Source organism: Burkholderia sp. APQ4-4ca (genome assembly GCF_057837105.1).
Map to the genome: position 1 here is coordinate 76,164 of NZ_JBYQCG010000007.1, position 18,762 is coordinate 94,925.

Sequence of the window (18,762 nt, forward strand, 5' to 3'; positions counted from 1 at the left end):
GACATACGCGTTCGTGCAGGCATCGAACAGGCTTTCCCGCGTGATCCCTTCGCGCGCGAGCGTCGGCAGCCACGTGCTGTTGATCTGCATCAGCCCGATGTCGACCGTGCCGTTGGTGTTCGTGTTCATCGCATTCGGATTCATCCCCGACTCGACCTGCGCGATGCCGCGCATCAGGGCGACGCTGACGTGCTGGAACGCGGCCGCGTCGTCCAGGCAATCGGCCCGTGCGACGCCGGAGAGCGCGCAGGAAAGCGCGATCGTCGAGGCGAGGGTCAGCGCGTTGCGGCTGAGCGGGCGAGTGGTATGACGCGGCATGGCAGGATGGGGCGGAATCCGGGCGCCCGGTGCAAGGAAATTACGCAGACGCGAAGTGTGCCATAGCAGGCGGGCAAATGGCTCGTGTCAAACTTTCCTTTGCATTTTCCCGTGCGGGTGCCGCGCATTTTTATCGCGCCGGATCACGGTTCGAGGCGATCGCGAATCGGTAAAAATGGCCGGCATTGGGCGAATGCCGACGCAATGGCGGGGACGGAAACCTGACGTATTACGTCAGGTGCGCGATGAAACCGGCGATGAACCAGTGAAACGGAAAATCGCCGGGCACCCCGACAACGCCGCGATGTTCGCGTACGAGAAAGGCGCGACGATGGACTACGAAACGCTCGCGCCCGCGCGCCGCCGCGACGCCGCCTCGATGAGTTGCGCCAGCGCTTGCGCGGGCTCCGACATCGTGCGCCGCGCACGATGCACGAGCCCGATGTCGCGGTGAAACGTGTGAGGCCCGAGGTCGATCGCGCGCACGCCGGCCGGCCAGCGGCGATACACGGCGGTCTGCGGCACGATCGCGACGCCGACGCCGTTCGCGACCAGCTTGACGATCGCGTCGAGCTCGTCGAGCTCGCAGGTGTCGCGCACCGCGAGGTGCATCTTGCGCAGAAAGCGATCGACCTGGCGGCCGCCGAACGACGCACGGTCGTAGCGTACGAACGGTTCGTTCGCGAGCAGCGCGGCCCAGTCCTTGCCCATCACGCCGCGCGGCACGATCAGCCGGAACGGTTCCTGCGCGAGCGTCGTCCAGTGCAGGTCGCTCTGCAGCGCAAACGGCGGCCGGATGATCGCGGCCATGTCGATCTCGCCCGCGTCGACCCGGTTGACCAGCTCGATCGACAGCCCGGGTATCACGCGCGTGCGGCACGCGGGGTGCCGGCGATGGAAATCGGCGAGCGCGGCCGGCAGCAGCGCGCTCTGCACCGACGCGATCGCGCCGATCGTCACGCGCACGGCGGCTGGCGAGCCGGGCGCGGACGAACTCAGGTTCTCGTACAGGCTGATCAGCGCCTGCGCCTGGTCGAGCACGTGATGGCCTCGCTCGTTGAGCCGCGCCGATCGCCCTTGCCGGTCGAACAGCGCGAAGCCTAGCTCGGCTTCGAGGCGCTGCATCTGCGCGCTGACGGCCGCCTGCGTGAGCCCGATACGGTTGCCGGCGGCGGCAAAGGTGCCTTCCCGGGCGACGGCGACGAGGGTTTTCAGCTCACGGATCATTCATCAATTCCATTTGTGAATGGGCCAATTTTATATTGATTTAATTTTTGCTCGGCGTTGTCTACCATGATGCCGTCCTCGCGCCACGCGAGCATTCCTTCACGAGGCCATCATGAGTCTTTCCCCGTTTCACCTGGCGATTCCCGTCTACGACCTGCCGGCCGCGCGCGATTTCTACGGCCGCGTGTTCGGTCTGGAAGAGGGGCGTTCGAGTGCGCAGTGGGTCGACTTCAACTTCTACGGGCATCAACTCGTGATCCACCAGCATCCGAAAACCGCGTCACAGGAAGGTGCGCATACGAATGCGGTCGACGGCCACGACGTACCGGTGCCGCATTTCGGGATCGTGCTCGACTGGGCGAGCTGGGAAGCGCTCGCCGAGCGGCTGCGTTCGTTCGGCGTGACTTTCGTGATCGAGCCGTACGTGCGGTTCCAGGGGCAGGTCGGCGAACAGGCGACGATGTTCCTGTTCGATCCGTGCGGCAATGCGCTCGAATTCAAGGCGTTCCGCGACATCGGCCAGCTGTTCGCGAAGTGACCGGCCACGGCACCGGCGCCGATTGAACCTGGGTGCGAGAATGCGGCCTTCGGCACGGCCGCGCGCAGGTGCGGCGGCCGGCGCCGCGCCGCACGGTATGGGCCCGTGCGCATCGCTCTCCAAGGAACCCGTATGGACAGTCACATTGCGCCGGTGGCGCTGAACAAGGCCTACCGTCTGCTCAATCACGGCCCGACCGTGCTCGTGTCGGCCCGCCACGATGGCGTCGACAACGTGATGGCCGCCGCCTGGGCGTGCGCGCTCGACTTCCTGCCGCCGAAGCTGACGGTCGTGCTCGACAAATCCGCGAAGACGCGCGAACTCGTCGAGCGCAGCGGCACGTTCGTGATCCAGGTGCCGACGGCCGCGCAATTGCAGCTCACGCATGCAGTCGGCAGCCACAGCCTCGCGCAGCGGCCCGACAAGCTGCGCGAAGCGGGCGTCACGTTGTTCGACGTCGACGGCCACGATTTGCCGTTCGTCGCCGGCTGCTCGGGCTGGCTCGCGTGCAAGCTGATTCCGGAGCCGCACAACCAGCAGACCTACGACCTGTTCATCGGCGAGGTGATCGGCGCGTGGTCGGACACGCGCGTGTTTCGCGACGGCCACTGGTATTTCGAATCGGCCGATCCCGCGCTGCGCAGCCTGCACTACATCGCGGGCGGCAATTTCTATGCGATCGGCGAATCGCTGCACGTCGATCCGGACGCGCAGTAAGCGCCTCACGCACTGTCCCGAATCGGGCGCGCGTCATGCGCGCTTTTTCAATTCCGCCAGCATGAGCTCGGCGAACGCCTGCGCGACGCGCGGCAGCGTGCGCCCGCGCTTCGCGACGAGCGCGATCGGCCGCGCGAATGCCGGATCGTCGATCGGCTTCACGACGAGATCGGGCTCGGCGCGCACCTCGCGTGCGGTCGCGGGCAGGATCGTCACGCCGAGGCCGCCGCGCACCATCGCGACGGCCGTCATCATGTAGGTCGGCTCGCATGCGATGTCGGGCGTGCAGCCGGCCGCGTCCAGCGCGGCATCGACGACGCTGCGCACGCTCGTGCCCTGCGCGGTGAGCACGAGCGGCACGCCGGCGACGTCGGCGGTGGTGACGCGGCGCTTGCGCGCGAGCGGATGATCCCGCGGGCACACGGCGACGAGCCGGTCGGCGCCCGCATACAGCACCTCCAGCGACGCATCGAACGTGTCGCCGCCGGTCAGCCCGAGATCGGCATCCTCGTTGCGCACGAGCGCGGTGACGAGGCTCGCGACGCCGTCGCGGATCTCGAAGCCCGCGCGCGGCACGTCGCGCCGGAACGACTGGATCAGCTCCGGCAGCATGCTCGACGCGAAGGTCGGCAGGCACGCGAGCCGCACCGTGCCGCTCGCGCCTTCGCCGAGCGCACGCGCATCGCGCAGCACGCGCTCCATGTCGTCGAGCGAGCGCTGCAACAGCGGCAGCAGTTCGCGGCCGGTCTGCGTGAGCGCAACGCTGCGGCTGTTGCGGTCGAACAGGCGCGCGCCGACGATCTCCTCGAGCCGGCGGATCTGCACGGTCAGCGCCGGCTGCGACAGGTGCAGCCGCGCGGCCGCGCGCGTGAAGTTGCCGGCGTGCGCGACGGTGACGAACGCGCGAATGTCGCGAAGATTCAGATCCATAACGGTTCATGATTGCTGCGATCAAATCATTTCAATTGTGCTATCGCTGCGCCGACCTTACGCTCGTCTCCAACAAAAGACAAGGTAGGAGACACGGATGCTGCCGTTACTCGGGCTTGGCACGATCGTCGTGCTGCTGGCCGCGATTCTGTCGAAGCGGATGTCGCCGCTCGTCGCGCTGATCATCGTGCCGATCGCCGCGTCGCTGCTCGGCGGCTTCGGATTGCACACCAGCAAATTCGTCATCGACGGGCTGAAGGGGCTTGCGCCCGTCGTCGGGATGTTCGTGTTCGCGATCCTGTACTTCGGGACAATCACCGACGCCGGCACGCTCGACCCGATCATCGACCGGATTCTGCACGCGGTCGGCACGCGGCCCACGCGCATCGTGATGGGCACCACGCTGCTCGCGCTGCTGATCCACCTCGACGGCTCGGGCGCCGTCTGTTTTCTCGTGACGATTCCGGCGGTACTGCCGCTGTACGACCGGCTGAAGATGGACCGGCGCGTGCTGGCCGCCGCCGTATCGATGGCCGCGGGCATCAACTTCCTGCCGTGGACGGGGCCGATGATTCGCGCGTCCGCGTCGCTGCACCTGCCGGTGTCGGCGCTGTTCAATCCGCTGATTCCGGTGCAGGCGATCGGGCTCGTGTTCGTGTTCGGCGTCGCGTACTGGCTCGGCCGGCGCGAGGAGAAGCGGCTTGGCCTGTCGCGCGACGATGCGTCGATCCCGCTGCCCAGGCGCGAGCTGACGCCGGACGAGCAGGCGCTGCGCCGGCCCCACCTGTTCTGGTTCAACCTCGTGCTGACGCTCGTCGTGCTCGGCACGATGGTCGTGATGGGCGAGAAGATTCCGCCGGCGATCATGTTCATGGTCGGGCTGTGCATCGCGCTGATGGTGAATTACCCCGACGTCGACATGCAGCGCAAGCGCATCGACGCGCATGCGCGTGCCGCGCTGATGATGGCCGGCATCCTGCTCGCGGCCGGCGTGTTCACCGGGATCATGCAGGGCAGCGGGATGCTGAAGGCGATGGCGCAGGCGGCGGTCGGCTTCGTGCCGCCGTCGATGGCGGGCCACATCCCGGTCGCGCTCGGTCTCGCGTCGATGCCGCTCAGCATGCTGTTCGATCCCGATTCGTTCTACTTCGGCGTGCTGCCCGTGATCGCGGAAGTGGCTGGCCAGCTCGGCGTGCCGGCCGTGCAGGTCGGACAGGCGGCGCTGCTCGGCCAGATGACGACGGGCTTTCCGGTCAGCCCGCTCACCCCGGCGACGTTCCTCGTCGTCGGCTTGTGCGGGATCGAGCTGGCCGAGCATCAGAAATTCACGTTTCCGCTGCTGTTCGGCGCGTCGATCGTGATGACGATCGCGTGCGTCGTGCTCGGCATCTTTTGATTCTTCGCGGCGGCGCACGCCGCCGGACGACGGTACGGACATGACAGCAAAGCAACCTGAACGACGCGTGCGCATCGGCGCGGGCGCCGGCTACTCCGGCGACCGGATCGAGCCCGCGGTCGAACTGGCCGAACACGGGCAGCTCGATTATCTGGTCTTCGAATGCCTGGCCGAGCGCACGATCGCGATCGCGCAGCAGGCGCGCCGCAAGGATCCGGCGCTCGGCTACGATCCGCTGCTCGACGCGCGGATGCACGCGGTGCTGCCGACTGCGGCGGCCAAGCGCGTGCGCATCGTGTCGAACATGGGCGCGGCGAACCCGCGCGCGGCCGCCCGACGTACCGCGCAGATCGCGCAGTCGCTCGGCATCGCCGGGTTGAAGGTCGCGGCGGTCGAAGGCGACGACGTGCTCGACGTCGTGCAGCGCGGCGCGTTCCGCTTCGAGGAATCGGGCGACGACGTCGCCGCGTATCGCGACCGCATCGTGTCCGCGAACGCGTATCTCGGCGCCGCGCCGATCGTCGACGCGCTCGCCGCTGGCGCGGACGTCGTGCTGACCGGGCGCGTCGCCGACCCGTCGCTGTTCGCCGCGCCGCTGATCCACGCGTTCGGCTGGCGGATGGACGACTGGGACGCGCTTGGGGCCGCGACCGTCGTCGGCCATCTGCTCGAATGCGCGGGGCAGGTGACGGGCGGCTATTTTGCCGATCCCGGCTACAAGGACGTGCCGAATCTCGCGCGGCTCGGGTTTCCGATCGGCGAGGTCGCGGCCGACGGATCGGTCGTGATCACGAAGGTGCCGCACGCGGGCGGCCGCGTGAGCGCGGCGACCTGCAAGGAACAGCTGCTCTACGAGATTCACGACCCGGCGCGGTATCTGCAACCCGACGTCGTGGCCGATTTCACGCGCGTGGCGGTCGCCGAGGAGGCGGCCGATCGCGTGCGCGTGACGGGCGGGCGCGGCGCCGCGCGGCCCGATACGCTGAAGGTGTCGGTCGCTTACGTCGACGGCTGGATCGGCGAAGGCCAGATCTCGTACGGCGGCCCCGGCGCGCTTGCGCGTGCGCGTCTGGCGCTCGACATCGTTCGCGAGCGGCTCGCGCTGACCGGCGTCGCGGCGAGCGAGCTGCGCTTCGACCTGATCGGTGTCGATGCGCTGTATGGCGACGCGACGCCGGCCGTGCGCGGCGAGCCGGCCGAGGTGCGCGTGCGGGTGGCCGGCCGCGCGGCGAACGCCGCCGAAGCCGCGCGGATCGGCAACGAAGTCGAGACGCTCTATACGAACGGGCCGGCCGGCGGCGGCGGCGCGTTCAAATCGACGCGCGAGGTGATCGCCGTGCAGTCGGTGCTGCTGCCGCGCGCGGCCGTGACGCCGTCGTTTTCATTCGTGGAGGCCTGATGCAACTGCGTGAACTCGCGCATGCGCGCACCGGCGACAAGGGCAATACGCTGAACGTGTCGGTCATCTGCCGCGATCCGCGTCATTACGACCATCTGTGCACGCATCTGGATGCGCAAGCAGTGAAGGCATGGCTCGCGGGCATCGTGCACGGCGACGTCGTGCGCTACGAGTTGCCGGCGCTCGGCGCGTTCAACTTCGTGCTGCGCGATGCGCTCGGCGGCGGGGTCACGCGCTCGCTCGCGCTCGATGCGCATGGCAAGTCGGTCAGTTCGGCGCTGCTGGCCATCGAGGTGCCGGACCCGGCGTGACGCGTGACCGTGTGCGCGGCCAGCCGCACGCGCGTTCACGCTCACATTCGGACTCACGGGGTCAGCAGTTCGCGACGCCGGTTCGCGTGCGCGAGGCGTTCGCCGGCGACGTGCAGACGCCGATTCCGACGATAGTCGCCGATCGCGCGCGGCAGGTTGTCGTGCTTGTCGCCGTCGTGGCCGGCGCGCTGGGCGATGTCGAGCTTCAGGTTGATGGGCGGTGTCGGTGGATGTGGTTCGGCGCGCGTGCGTGTACGCTACGGCCTTGCGGGTCGATGCCCGCGCGTACCGAACGGAGCCAAGCGTGAAGAACGAGATCGTAGCGCCGACCGGCGCGAATGACGAGGCCGGTCGGCGAAGCCGGCGCGCGGCCATCGCCGTGCGCGTCGCGCTTGCGTGCGTCGGCGCGCTGGCCGTGCAGGCCGCCGCCGCCGCGCCGGCGTCGTGCAACGAACGGCTGACGGCACTGATCGTACCGGCGCTGCGGCAGACCGCGTTTGCCCGGCACGACATCCATGCCGACGTGGACGAGCGCAACGGCGACGTCTATCGGATCCGCCTGTTCTCGACGCCCGACCATCCCGGCACGCCGAATCGCGAAGCGACGGTCGGGTGGGTGACACTCGATACGCGGACGATGCAGGCGCTCGACGTCACACGCGATCCCGACCGGCCGGACGTGCTGAAGATCGACCGGCGCGCGCTGTCGCGTTTCGTGTCGACGTGTTCGGTATCGGCCGCGCCGATGCACAGTGCCGTCGATTGCGATGCGCTGAACCGCCGTGCGCAGGCGCAAGGCGATGACGTGATGGGCAGTGACGCCGGGCGCGTCGTCGTCGGCAACGGGCGGCTGCCGTTTTTTTCCGCACCGGACGACGCATGCAGGATCGACGGGCTGTTCATCGTCGAGCACGACCACGTCGACGCGCGGACCGAGTACGGCCGCTTCACGTCGGTCGTCTACCTGAATCCGCGTACGCGCGGTATCGCCGAAGGATGGGTGCGAACCGCGCGGCTGAAGCCCGATGGCACCGGCATCGCACCGCGGCAACCTTGATCCGTCGTTTCTGCAACAATCCGCCACCGATCCATCCGACCGAACCTCGTCATGACTATCCAGAACCGGAATCGACGTCTCAAGCCGCCCGCGGCTTCGCGCGCCGCCCTCGGCGCGTTCACGGCATTCACGGCGCTCGCCGCGCTGTCGCCCGTTCATGCCGCCGAGCCGGCCCAGCCCGACCGTCAACTGAAAACCTTCATCCACGACACGTACGGCGACTGGCGTGCGGACCGCAAGGGCTGGCAGGCGGAAGAGGGCGATTTCATCCATTCGCCGTGCGGCGTGCTGCGCGTGGCGACCGCGGACGGCCCGCGCACGTTGCTCGCGATGTGCGGCGAGACCGAGGCGGCGGTGCAGAACGGGATGCCGGGCATGGATTCGGATGCGACGCCGGGCGCGATCGACCTGTACGTGCTGAAGCCTTCGCCGGACGGCAGGACGCTCGAGCCGGTCGCGAAGAAAACGGAGATCGCATCGGGCCAGCGCGGCGAACCGGGCACGGTGCGCATCGAGCGGCTCGGGCCGCACCTGTTCGGGTTCGTGATCGGCGAAAGCGATACGCGGCAAGGCTACACGCAAAGCTTTCGTTCGATCTGGCTGCCCTACGGCAATGGGCTGGTGTATGCGGCGGCGCGTATCGACGAGGCGCTCGGCAATGCCGAATCGACGGAATGCGCGCATGCTCGCGCGCGTTGCGAGGAGCGCCGCTTCGAGATCGCGCCGGACACGAGCGGCACGGGCGACGTCTATCCGCTGATGGTCACGGAAACGGGCACGCGCGGCGACAAGGCCATCCACGCGCGCTACACGGTGAAGTTCGACGCCGCGCGCGGCCGCTACACCGTGCCGAAGGCGCTGCGCGACGGGTACTGATCCGTCGCGCGGAAGCGGGCGGCCTCGCCCCGCCCGCACATCACACGTACAGGTAACGCACGAGGTGAAAGAACACCGGCGCGGCGAAGCAGATCGAATCGACGCGATCGAGCATGCCGCCGTGGCCGGCGATCATCGAGCCCCAGTCCTTGGTGCCGAGCGAGCGCTTGACGGCCGACAGCACGAGCCCGCCGACGAAGCCCGCGATCACGATCGCGAGCGAGATTAAAACTGCCAATTCGCAGGGTACTCGGAGGCTTCTCGTTCGATTCGCGGTTTGCTAAGTCGTACGTCGGTACACGTCAATTAGACAGGTCCGAAATGCGGGATTTGTGGTTCTCCTTCAACAGCTTGGCAATAACTGACAGTCACTTTTTCGATGTTTCAGTAAGCTCGCGTCCAATAAGCAAACGAATGGACGCGGGCCGCGTCGACGAGAATGAACAAAAATACGCACCGCCTGGTGTATTCCAGGCTTCGGGGTATGGTGGTGGCCGTCGCGGAGACAGCGATCGCCGAGGGCAAATCGGCGACGGGCGAAGTACGTGCACGGCCGCGATCGTCGACGTCCGGCGCTTGCGTTGTTGTAGCGGGTATCGCCGCGCTCGGCATGCTGCCCACCCTGTCCGGTGCACAGATCATCCCGACGCCCGGCACCAGCACGCGGGTGATCCAGACGCCGAACGGCTTGCCCCAGGTCAACGTGGCCAAGCCTTCAGGCGCCGGCGTATCGGTCAACACCTACAATCAGTTCGATGTCCAAAAGGCTGGCGCGATCCTGAACAACTCGGCCACGATGGTTCAGACGCAGCAGGCGGGCTGGATCAACGGCAACCCGAATTACGGAGCCGGGCAGGCCGCGCGGATCATCGTCAACCAGGTCAACAGCCCGAACCCCTCACAAATTCGCGGCGCCGTGGAGATCGCAGGCGCTCGCGCGGAGATGGTCATCGCTAATCCGTCCGGGATTTTCGTGGACGGGGGAAGCTTCCTGAATACCAGTCGCGCGACCTTGACGACCGGTGTGCCGTTCTACGGCACCGATGGTTCGCTTGCCGGATACAACGTCAACCGCGGGCTCGTGACCGTCTCGGGCGCCGGTTTGAACGTAACCGGTACCGATCAGGTGGACCTTATCGCCCGCGCTGTACAGACCAATTCCGCCATCTATGCGAAGAACTTGAACGTGATCGCAGGCGCGGCCCGGGTCAATCACGACACGCTTGCAGCGACACCGATCGCCGGCGACGGCCCGGCTCCGTCGGTGGCGATCGACGTGAGTCAGTTGGGCGGCATGTATGCCAACAGGATCTTCCTCGCATCGAACGAGAACGGTGTGGGGGTCGTCAACGCCGGTACGATCGCGGCGCAGGCGGGTGATCTGACGCTGCAGTCAAACGGCCGGCTCGTACTGACGGGCAAGACGACCGCGAGCGGCAACCTCGCGCTGTCGGCTGCCGGGGGCATCCAGAACGGCGGCACGACTTACGCGCAGCAATCGCTGTCGGCCAGTACAAGCGCCGATCTCACGAACACCGGGACGCTCGCCGCGCAGCAGAGCGCGACGGTGAATGCGGACAGCGTCAATTCGACCGGCACGCTCGGCGCGGGCGTGAACAACGACGGGTCGGTAGGCCGGGGCGGTGCTCTGAACCTGACAGCCTCGGGCCAGTTGAGCGCAACGGGGCAGAACATAGCGGGCGGCAATGCGTCACTGACCGGTGCGAGCGTGAATCTCGCCGGCAGCCAGACCGCAGCAAACGGCAATCTGTCACTGAACGCGACGGCCGGCGACATGAACCTGTCGAACGCGACCACAAGCGCGCAAGGCGCCATCCAGGCGAACGCATCGGGCACCGTGATCAACGATCACGGCAGTCTGTCGAGCGGCGGCAGCACGACGCTGACCGGCGGCAATCTGTCGAACCAGAGCGGCAAGGTTTCATCGCAGGGGCCGCTGTCGGTCAACGTGGCCGGCCAGATCGCCAACCAGTCCGGTGAACTGATTTCCGAGAGCACGGCAGACGTGCATGGCGGCGCCATCGCGAACAATCAGGGCACGCTTCAAAGCGCGGCCGGCACGACGGTGGCCGGTGCGTCGCTGGACAACACGGCGGGCCGGATCACATCGCTCAACGGCGACGGCCTGTCGGTGACAACGAGCGGCCAGTTGACCAATGCCGCAGGGACGACTGCGAACGGCGCGCAAGGCGGTGTGATCGGCGGCAACGGTGATGTCTCGGTTCGCGGCGCAAACGTTGTCAACCGTGGCGCGATCACATCCAACACGAATCTTCACGTTTCGGGCCAATCGGTCGACAACGGTAGCGGCACCCTGGAGGCCGCGCAAAAGGTGACCGTCGACGCGGGCGCGCGCCTGATCAATAGAGGCGGCTCGATCGTCGGTCGGACCGCCGCACTGACTGGTACGACGCTCGACAACAGCGCCGGCACCGTGCAGGCCGAGCAGATGTCGTTGAACGCGACCAACCTCGTGAATCACGGCGGCACGATCACGCAGACCGGCGCCGGCGCGATGAGCGTGAAGGTGTCGGGCACGCTCGACAACTCGAATGGCGGCACGCTGCAAACCAACAGTACCGACCTGACGCTCATCCCTGCCGCACTCGTGAACGATGGCGGCACGATCACCCATGCCGGCACCGGCACGCTGACGCTTGGCGGTGGTACGGGTTCGGTGTCGAACGTGGGTGGTTCCATTGCGAGCAACGGGCGCGTCGTCGCGCAAGCCGGCACGCTGAACAACGCGGCGGGCTCGATCAACGCGCAGAACGGACTGACGGCAACCGTCGCCGGCACGCTGAACAATGCGAGCGGCAAGCTGTTGTCGAAGTCGGTCGGACCGCCGCACTGACTGGTACGACGCTCGACAACAGCGCCGGCACCGTGCAGGCCGAGCAGATGTCGTTGAACGCGACCAACCTCGTGAATCACGGCGGCACGATCACGCAGACCGGCGCCGGCGCGATGAGCGTGAAGGTGTCGGGCACGCTCGACAACTCGAATGGCGGCACGCTGCAAACCAACAGTACCGACCTGACGCTCATCCCTGCCGCACTCGTGAACGATGGCGGCACGATCACCCATGCCGGCACCGGCACGCTGACGCTTGGCGGTGGTACGGGTTCGGTGTCGAACGTGGGTGGTTCCATTGCGAGCAACGGGCGCGTCGTCGCGCAAGCCGGCACGCTGAACAACGCGGCGGGCTCGATCAACGCGCAGAACGGACTGACGGCAACCGTCGCCGGCACGCTGAACAATGCGAGCGGCAAGCTGTTGTCGAACACGGATCTGAACGTCACCAGCGGTACGCTCGCGAACGACGGCGGCCAGATCGGTGCCAGCACGACCGCGACGATCCACACAGGCTCCATGACGAACCAGGGCGGTTCGATCGTCGCGCCGAACCTGTCGGTCACCGCCGATTCGACGCTCGACAACAGCGGCGGCAAGCTCGAGGCCAATCAGCTTGCGCTGACGGCCGCGAACCTCGTGAACCATGGCGGTACGATCACGCAGTATGGATCGTCAGCGATGGGGATGAACGTCAGCGGCACACTCGACAACTCGGCCGCCGGCGTGATCCAGACCAACAGCACAGACCTGACGCTCACGCCGGCCGATCTGAACAACGCAGGCGGCACCATTACGCATGCCGGCACCGGCACGCTGACGATCGCGCCCGGCAAGGGGGCCAGCGCGCTGAACAACGCGTCGGGCACCATCGTGACGAAGGGAGAAGCCATCGTCAACGCGGCTTCCTGGAACAACGCGAGCGGTATCCTCGCCGCGCAGCGCGGCATCAACGCCACGATTGCGGGCGACGTGAACAACGCGCAGGGCCTGCTGCGATCGGACACGTCGCTGTCGTTGAAGAACGGCGGCGTTCTGTCAAACCGAGGAGGCCACATCCAGGCGGGGCAATCGGTTGCGGGCGACACCAGCACGCTCGCCATTCAATCGGCCTCGATCGACAACGCGGACGGCGCCATTGTCGACCTGGGCGCGGGCAAGATGACGGTGCAAGGCGGCAACCAGATCGCCAACAGTCACGCCGGCGGCGTATCGGGCATGGGCGCGATTACCGGCAACGGCGATGTTACGGTCAGCGCAGCGTCGATCAGTAACACGCAGGGTGGTCAGCTCAGCGGCGCATCGCTTCATGTCCAGGGCAACACCTTGGACAACAGCAGCGGCACGATCGGCAATGTCACGAATTCGAACGGCGACGTGGACGTGACGATGAGCGGCGCCGTCACGAATACGAACGGCCAGATCAGCTCGACGCACGACCTGTCGGTCGCGGCGGCCACGCTGCAGGGCGGCGGCACGTACAGCGCAACGCGCGACGCGAACGTGAACTTGCAGGGAGATTACACGGCGGCATCCGACACGCAGTTCAACGTCGGTCACGATCTCGCCTTCACGCTGCCCGGCACCTTCACGAACAACGCGAACCTGCAGTCGGTCAACAACCTGAGCGTCAACGCGGGCAACATCGTCAACGTGGGCGCATTGACTGCCGGCGGTCTGCTGCACACGCAATCGGTCAACCTGACGAATACGGGCGTGCTCGTGGGCGCGAGCGCTTCGCTCAACGCGACGAATACGATCTCGAACCTCGGGCCGACCGCGTTGATCGGTGCATCGGACAGCAACGGTACGCTGGAAATCCTCGCGCACGACATCGAAAACCGCGACGACGCGACTGCGACCGATTCGATGGCGACGACGGCGATCTTCGGCATGGGCAAGGTCGTGCTGGCAGGCGGCAAGGATGCCAGCGGCAATTATACGAACGCCGCGCTGGTCAACAACGTGTCCGCGCTGATCCAGTCCCAAGGCGACATGGAACTGCATGCGGACAAGGTGACGAGCACGCGTCGCGTGATGAAGACGTCCACCAACCAGATCGATCCTGCGTCGCTCGCGCAGTTCGGCATTCCGATCAGCGGCCGCACTGGCCAGGTTGGCGTGAAGGATCCGGACAGCATCGGCGGTGTCTACACCGATCCGCCTCATGGCGGTCAGTGGAACAGCACATATCAGTTCACGACCTACTACGCGGACAGCGCGACGGCGACGACCGTGACAGACATCAGCCCGGCCGCGCAGATCGTGTCCGGTGGCAAGATCGATGCGTCGTCGGTCGGTACCCTGCAAAACTACTGGAGCAACATCGCGGCGGTCGGCAACATCAAGATGCCGGCGCGCTACGACGCCGACGGTTGGGCAGCGTCCGGGCAGAAACTGCCGGGCGTGTCGGTTTCCTACTCGGGGCAGTATCACTACAACAACTACGACAATACCGAACACGACTGGCAATTGCCGTTCGGCAATGCGCCGTTCGTCGGCAGCCGTCCGGGCGGCTACACGCAGGCGGCACCGGCGTCGATCAAGGATTACACGCTGCCCGGTTACTTCTCGACGCTGAGTTCCAACGGGACGATCTCGGGAACGGGCGTCAGCGTCAACAACACGGCCGGCAACGCATCGATTCCGTCGCTCGGCTTGCTGCCAGGGCAGTCGGTGCCGGGTCTCACGCCCACCAATTTGAGCGGTAACGCAAGCGGCGCGAAATCGGACGCGTCGGCCGTACACGGCGGTCCGTCGGCGCCGGTCGACCCGATCATCGCCAGTGCGACGGCGCTGAACGTGCTGAACAACCTCACGATTCCGCAGGGCGGCTTGTACCGGCCGACTACCGAGCCGAATGCGCATTACGTGATCGAGACGAACCCGGCGTTCACGAACCAGAAGAACTTCATTTCGAGCGACTACTTCTTCGGGCAGCTTGGTGTCGACCTCACGCATATTCCGAAGCGTCTCGGTGACGGCTTCTATGAGCAGCAACTCGTGCGCAACCAGGTGACGGCGCTGACCGGAAAAGCGGTGCTGGGACCATACGCGGACTTGCAGACGATGTACCAATCGTTGATGACGGCGGGCGCGGATCTGTCGAAGTCGCTCGATCTGCCGATGGGTGCGAGCCTGTCGGCCGATCAGGTGTCGAAGCTGACCGGTAACGTGGTCATGATGGAAACGCGGGTGGTCGACGGTCAGTCGGTGTTGGTGCCGGTCGTGTATCTCGCGCAGGCGAACCAGCAGAATGTCAACGGCCCGCTGATCAGCGCGACGAACATCGACTTCCAGAACGCACAGTCCTTCACGAACAGCGGCACGATCAAGGCGGACAACACGCTGGCCATTCAGGGCAAGCAGATCGACAACGCGTTCGGTGCGCTGCAAAGCGGTGGACTGATGTCGCTGAAGACCGAAAACAACATCGACCTGACGTCGGCGAGCGTCAAGGCCGGCAGTCTGCAGCTGGACGCCGGCAAGGACCTGATTCTCGATACGGCGACGAAGACGAACACACGGGTGAGCCGCGATGGCGCGACGAGCGTGGTGACGACGCTCGGGCCAACCGCCAAACTGGACGTCGCGGGCGATGCGTCGATCGTCACCGGCGGCAACTTCCAGCAGAACGCGGGGAACCTATTGGTCGGCGGAAATCTCGGCATGACCGTCGGCGGCAACTGGGATCTCGGTGCGGTGCAGACGGGTGAGCACAAGATCGTGCAGCGGGCGAACGGGGTGTCGAACACCGACATCAACAAGGTCACCGGCAGCTCGGTGACGGTCGGTGGGCAATCGTTGATCGCCGTCGGCGGAGACCTGACGGCCAAGGGCGCTCAGATCGACCTCGCCCAGGGCGGGACCCTTGCTGCCAAGGGCGACGTGACGCTCGGCGCAGCGAGCACGACATCGACGGTGAACAGCAACAGTTCGGGCAGCGACAGTCACGGCAGCTACGCGGAGACGCTGCACATGTCCGATCAGGCGCTGACCGGGACGACGCTCAAGGGCGGTGATACGGTGAATATCGTGTCGGGCAAGGACATCACGCTTTCCGGCAGCGCAATCAGTCTCGACAAGGGCAACGCGAACCTGCTGGCGGCCGGCGACGTGAACGTCGGCGCGGCAACCGAGACGCACGAGTTGAACTCACACGAAACGCACAGCCACAGCAATGTCGTAAGCGGCGTGAAGGTTGCGAGCGGGATCGACCAGACGATGACGCTCAATCGCGGCAGTCTGGTATCAGCGGACGGCGTGAACATTGTCAGCGGAAAGGACGTCAATGTTCAGGGCAGCACCATCGTCGGAACGAACGACGTGACGCTCACGGCAGCGCGCAACGTGACGGTGACGACGTCGCAGGACACCTTGCAGTCGTCGAGCTACTACAACAAGAAGGAATCCGGGCTGATGTCGGGCGGCGGACTGTCGGTATCAGTCGGCAGCAGCTCGCTGAAGACGACCAGCCAGACGACCGAGGTGTCGAACAACGCCAGTTCGATCGGTTCGCTGAAGGGCAACCTGAGCATCACGGCTGGAAACGACTTGCACGTGACCGGCAGCGACCTGATCGCCGCGAAGAATCTCAGCGGGACAGGCGCGAACGTGACGATTGACTCCGCCGAGGACACGAACCATCGCGGCGAGACGCAAGAAGTATCGAAGAGCGGCCTGACGCTGGCGCTGAAGGCGCCGGTGATCGACGCGGTGTCGAACGCTGTGGGTCAATCGCGTGCGTCCGGCAATAGTCAGGATGGCCGGGCAGCGGCGCTGCACGGGATGGCCGCGGCGAGCGCGGCATGGGATGCGAACATGGCTGCGGGCGATGTGGTCCGGGCGCTGGGGGCGGGCGAAACGCCTCAGTTCAAGGTCGAAGTCAGCGTCGGCAGCAGTCACAGCAAGAGCGCATTCTCCGAAGACAGCGCGACGAATCGTGGCTCGAATGTGAATGCGGGCGGAACGGTGGCGTTTGCTGCAACGGGGAACGGGCAACCGGGTAGCGGCAATGTGACGATCGCCGGCTCAAACGTGAACGCGAACGATGTGATTCTGGCTGCGAAGAATCAGGTCAATATCGTCAATACGACGGACACCGACTCGACGCGCAGCACGAACGAGTCGAAGAGTGCGAGCGTGGGTGTGTCGGTCGGCACGGGCGGGTTCGGTGTTTCCGCGGCGATGTCGAAGGCCAACGGCGACGGCAACAGCGATCTGGCTACGCAGAACAATAGCCATGTAACCGCAGCAAACAATGTGACGATCATCTCGGGCGGCGATACGAACATCATCGGCTCGAACGTGAAGGGTAATCAGGTCAACGCCGATGTGGGCGGGAATCTGAACATCGTCAGCTTGCAGGATACGTTGTCGAGCGCGGCGCATCAGTCGAGTTCGGGCGGTGGCTTCAGCGTCAGTCAGGGCGGCGCCAGCGGGAGCGTCAGCCAAAGCAAGGGCAACGCGTCGGGCAGCTATGCGGGCGTCAATGAACAGGCAGGGATTCACGCAGGCGATGGCGGTTTCAATATCAACGTCACCGGCAATACCGATCTGAAGGGTGGGCTGATCGCGAGCGACGCGGATGCGTCGAAGAATTCCCTGACGACAGGTTCGCTGTCCTTCTCGGACGTCCAGAACCAGTCGCATTACGATGCGAGCTCGAGCGGCTTCAGTGCAGGCGCGACGACCGGCGACGGCGGAATGAACTACAGCACGCACGGCAGCACGTCGGGCAAGAATACGGGGGGCGCTGCGCCCATGCTTGGCCAGAATGACAGCGGCAGTGATAGCGCGACGACGAAGAGCGGCGTGAGCGCGGGGACGGTGACGATCACGGATTCGGCAAACCAGAAGCAGGATGTGGCCAGCTTGAATCGCGATACGACGAACACGAACGGAACGGTCGCGAAACTTCCGGACATGCAGAACCTGCTGGCCAACCAGTCGGACATGATGGCTGCGGCCACCGCGGCTGGCGAAGCGGTGTCGCGACGGATCGGTGACTACGCCGACGAGATGAAACGGCAAGCCGAGAAGAATGGTGACCAGGCAGGTGTCGATGCCTGGAAGGAAGGCGGAGCGAATCGCGCGCTGATGCAAGGTGCAGGTGCGGCGTTGGTGACTGGACTGGCAGGCGGCAATGCGGTCGGTGGCGCAGCCGGTGCCGCGATTGCATCGATCGCCTCCGGCAAGCTGAACGAGCTTAGCAGCGCGATCGCCGGCAGCGATCCGACTGGGAACGCCAATATGAATCAGGCGCTGGGCAACATTGTGGCCAACGCGCTTGCGACGGGGGCCGGTGGTGTCGTGGGCGGTGAATCGGGGGCGTTTTCTGGTTATAACGCTGACCGATTCAATCGCCAACTTCACACCGAAGAAAAGAAAGTCATACATGATTTGGCCAACGGCGATACTAACAAGGAGCATCGACTGGAAGCGGCGGGATGCGCACTAGTCCACTGTGCAGCGGAGTACGCGCCGGGTACGGCAGACTACGCAAAGTACTCAGCGCTGGAGCAAGAGGGTGCCGGTTATATGGTCGAACAGACTCAACTGAAGAATTACAATGGGACGTACTTCGCAGCTTCGGGTTACGGTGGCATGGTGAAGCAAACGCCGGGGCGTAGTTTGTTTCAGTACAACGCTGAGGATTTGCGAGCTGACAGTAACGCATTCGTCTCGAATGTACTTGCCACTCGCCCTGGGACGCTTGATTACGTAACTATTGGCGGTTCTGCTTTTGGTAGTTCGGCGGGCATTTCTATTAACCTGCACAACGGGAATGTTTATTTGGGAGGCGGCGGTGCTGTTCCAGTGATACCGGGAGCGTCTGTCACCGTTGGCATCATTCCGGCTGGAGCTAATAAAGTCCCCACTCTTCAGGCGGATATAACAGATAATTTTCTTGCAGGTGCATCGTTTGGGGCAAATTTGTGTGCGTACGGCGGATGTGTGGGTGGTAATCATGCTTTCGGAGGAGATACATCCGTAGAGGTTGGTGTAGGCTTTGGTGGACTTACACGTGCGCCCAATCCCGGCGGAGGTGGTTCCACTGGTGTTGCCTTCCCAGTCTTTACAATTCCTGGCATGCAACCTAAGCGGAGATGATCCTCC

The 18,762-nt window shown here is 65.4% G+C and carries 11 protein-coding genes and 3 pseudogenes; 10 read left to right on the forward strand and 4 right to left on the reverse strand.

All coding sequences use genetic code 11. The annotated features are described in order from the left end of the window. Together AC3IFE_RS00970 and AC3IFE_RS00975 are read right to left on the reverse strand one after the other, a co-directional pair. Positions 1-318 (reverse strand): lytic transglycosylase domain-containing protein (locus tag AC3IFE_RS00970; protein ID WP_489189316.1); only part of this gene is annotated, 318 nt, incomplete at its 3' end. 336 nt (positions 319-654) lie between these two features. After that, the gene (locus tag AC3IFE_RS00975; protein WP_489189317.1) at positions 655-1,545 is read right to left on the reverse strand and encodes a LysR family transcriptional regulator; all 891 of its coding nucleotides are present in this window, start codon (positions 1,543-1,545) and stop codon (positions 655-657) included. A gap of 112 nt (positions 1,546-1,657) precedes the next feature. Between AC3IFE_RS00975 and AC3IFE_RS00980 the strand changes: the two genes are divergently transcribed. Together AC3IFE_RS00980 and AC3IFE_RS00985 are read left to right on the forward strand one after the other, a co-directional pair. Next, the gene (locus AC3IFE_RS00980; protein ID WP_301738825.1) at positions 1,658-2,083 is read left to right on the forward strand and encodes a VOC family protein; all 426 of its coding nucleotides are present in this window, start codon (positions 1,658-1,660) and stop codon (positions 2,081-2,083) included. 132 nt (positions 2,084-2,215) lie between these two features. After that, entirely contained in the window at positions 2,216-2,800 is a 585-nt protein-coding gene (locus tag AC3IFE_RS00985; RefSeq protein ID WP_089467199.1) for a flavin reductase family protein, read from the forward strand. Positions 2,801-2,833: 33 nt separating this feature from the next. Here AC3IFE_RS00985 and AC3IFE_RS00990 read toward each other — a convergent pair whose 3' ends face one another. Beyond that, complete coding sequence (locus AC3IFE_RS00990; RefSeq protein ID WP_489189318.1) at positions 2,834-3,730, reverse strand: LysR family transcriptional regulator; 897 nt, start codon at positions 3,728-3,730, stop codon at positions 2,834-2,836. A gap of 97 nt (positions 3,731-3,827) precedes the next feature. Between AC3IFE_RS00990 and AC3IFE_RS00995 the strand changes: the two genes are divergently transcribed. The 5 genes from AC3IFE_RS00995 (at position 3,828) to AC3IFE_RS01015 (ending at position 8,769) form a co-directional block, all read left to right on the forward strand. Next, positions 3,828-5,126, forward strand: coding sequence for a CitMHS family transporter (locus tag AC3IFE_RS00995; RefSeq protein WP_489189319.1), 1,299 nt, complete (start codon positions 3,828-3,830; stop codon positions 5,124-5,126). 40 nt (positions 5,127-5,166) lie between these two features. Then, positions 5,167-6,525 (forward strand): acyclic terpene utilization AtuA family protein, encoded by a 1,359-nt coding sequence (locus AC3IFE_RS01000; RefSeq protein ID WP_489189320.1) that lies wholly within the window; start codon positions 5,167-5,169, stop codon positions 6,523-6,525. Continuing rightward, complete coding sequence (locus AC3IFE_RS01005) at positions 6,525-6,836, forward strand: AtuA-related protein (protein ID WP_301738834.1); 312 nt, start codon at positions 6,525-6,527, stop codon at positions 6,834-6,836. The genes AC3IFE_RS01000 and AC3IFE_RS01005 overlap by 1 nt, the downstream gene beginning before the upstream one ends. 304 nt (positions 6,837-7,140) lie before the next feature. Next, on the forward strand, positions 7,141-7,893 hold the full coding sequence (locus AC3IFE_RS01010; RefSeq protein ID WP_256979592.1) for a hypothetical protein: 753 nt from the start codon (positions 7,141-7,143) through the stop codon (positions 7,891-7,893). Positions 7,894-7,944: 51 nt separating this feature from the next. After that, entirely contained in the window at positions 7,945-8,769 is an 825-nt protein-coding gene (locus AC3IFE_RS01015) for a topoisomerase IV (RefSeq protein WP_489189321.1), read from the forward strand. 40 nt (positions 8,770-8,809) lie between these two features. Here AC3IFE_RS01015 and AC3IFE_RS01020 read toward each other — a convergent pair. Next, positions 8,810-8,995 (reverse strand): annotated as a pseudogene (locus tag AC3IFE_RS01020) (phosphatidate cytidylyltransferase); the annotation flags it as partial. A 213-nt stretch (positions 8,996-9,208) separates the two neighbouring features. On the opposite strand from AC3IFE_RS01020, the pseudogene AC3IFE_RS01025 reads away from it, so the two are divergent. From AC3IFE_RS01025 to AC3IFE_RS01035, 3 genes and pseudogenes are all read left to right on the forward strand, one after another. After that, positions 9,209-11,170: pseudogene (locus AC3IFE_RS01025) on the forward strand (two-partner secretion domain-containing protein); the annotation flags it as partial. Between the two features lie 111 nt (positions 11,171-11,281). Continuing rightward, positions 11,282-11,644, forward strand: a pseudogene (locus AC3IFE_RS01030) (hypothetical protein); the annotation flags it as partial. Positions 11,645-11,697: 53 nt separating this feature from the next. Continuing rightward, positions 11,698-18,756 carry a hemagglutinin repeat-containing protein gene (locus AC3IFE_RS01035; RefSeq protein ID WP_489189322.1) on the forward strand — a complete coding sequence of 2,353 codons (7,059 nt, stop codon included), beginning with the start codon at positions 11,698-11,700 and terminating at the stop codon, positions 18,754-18,756. Positions 18,757-18,762: the final 6 nt, after the last annotated feature.

What these genes read in the sequence shown, in the direction of transcription:
- AC3IFE_RS00975 (WP_489189317.1), bottom strand. Translation starts at nt 1,545, where the DNA reads ATGATCCGTGAGCTGAAAACCCTCGTCGCCGTCGCCCGGGAAGGCACC.
- AC3IFE_RS00980 (WP_301738825.1), top strand. Translation starts at nt 1,658, where the DNA reads ATGAGTCTTTCCCCGTTTCACCTGGCGATTCCCGTCTACGACCTGCCG.
- AC3IFE_RS00985 (WP_089467199.1), top strand. Translation starts at nt 2,216, where the DNA reads ATGGACAGTCACATTGCGCCGGTGGCGCTGAACAAGGCCTACCGTCTG.
- AC3IFE_RS00990 (WP_489189318.1), bottom strand. Translation starts at nt 3,730, where the DNA reads ATGGATCTGAATCTTCGCGACATTCGCGCGTTCGTCACCGTCGCGCAC.
- AC3IFE_RS00995 (WP_489189319.1), top strand. Translation starts at nt 3,828, where the DNA reads ATGCTGCCGTTACTCGGGCTTGGCACGATCGTCGTGCTGCTGGCCGCG.
- AC3IFE_RS01000 (WP_489189320.1), top strand. Translation starts at nt 5,167, where the DNA reads ATGACAGCAAAGCAACCTGAACGACGCGTGCGCATCGGCGCGGGCGCC.
- AC3IFE_RS01005 (WP_301738834.1), top strand. Translation starts at nt 6,525, where the DNA reads ATGCAACTGCGTGAACTCGCGCATGCGCGCACCGGCGACAAGGGCAAT.
- AC3IFE_RS01015 (WP_489189321.1), top strand. Translation starts at nt 7,945, where the DNA reads ATGACTATCCAGAACCGGAATCGACGTCTCAAGCCGCCCGCGGCTTCG.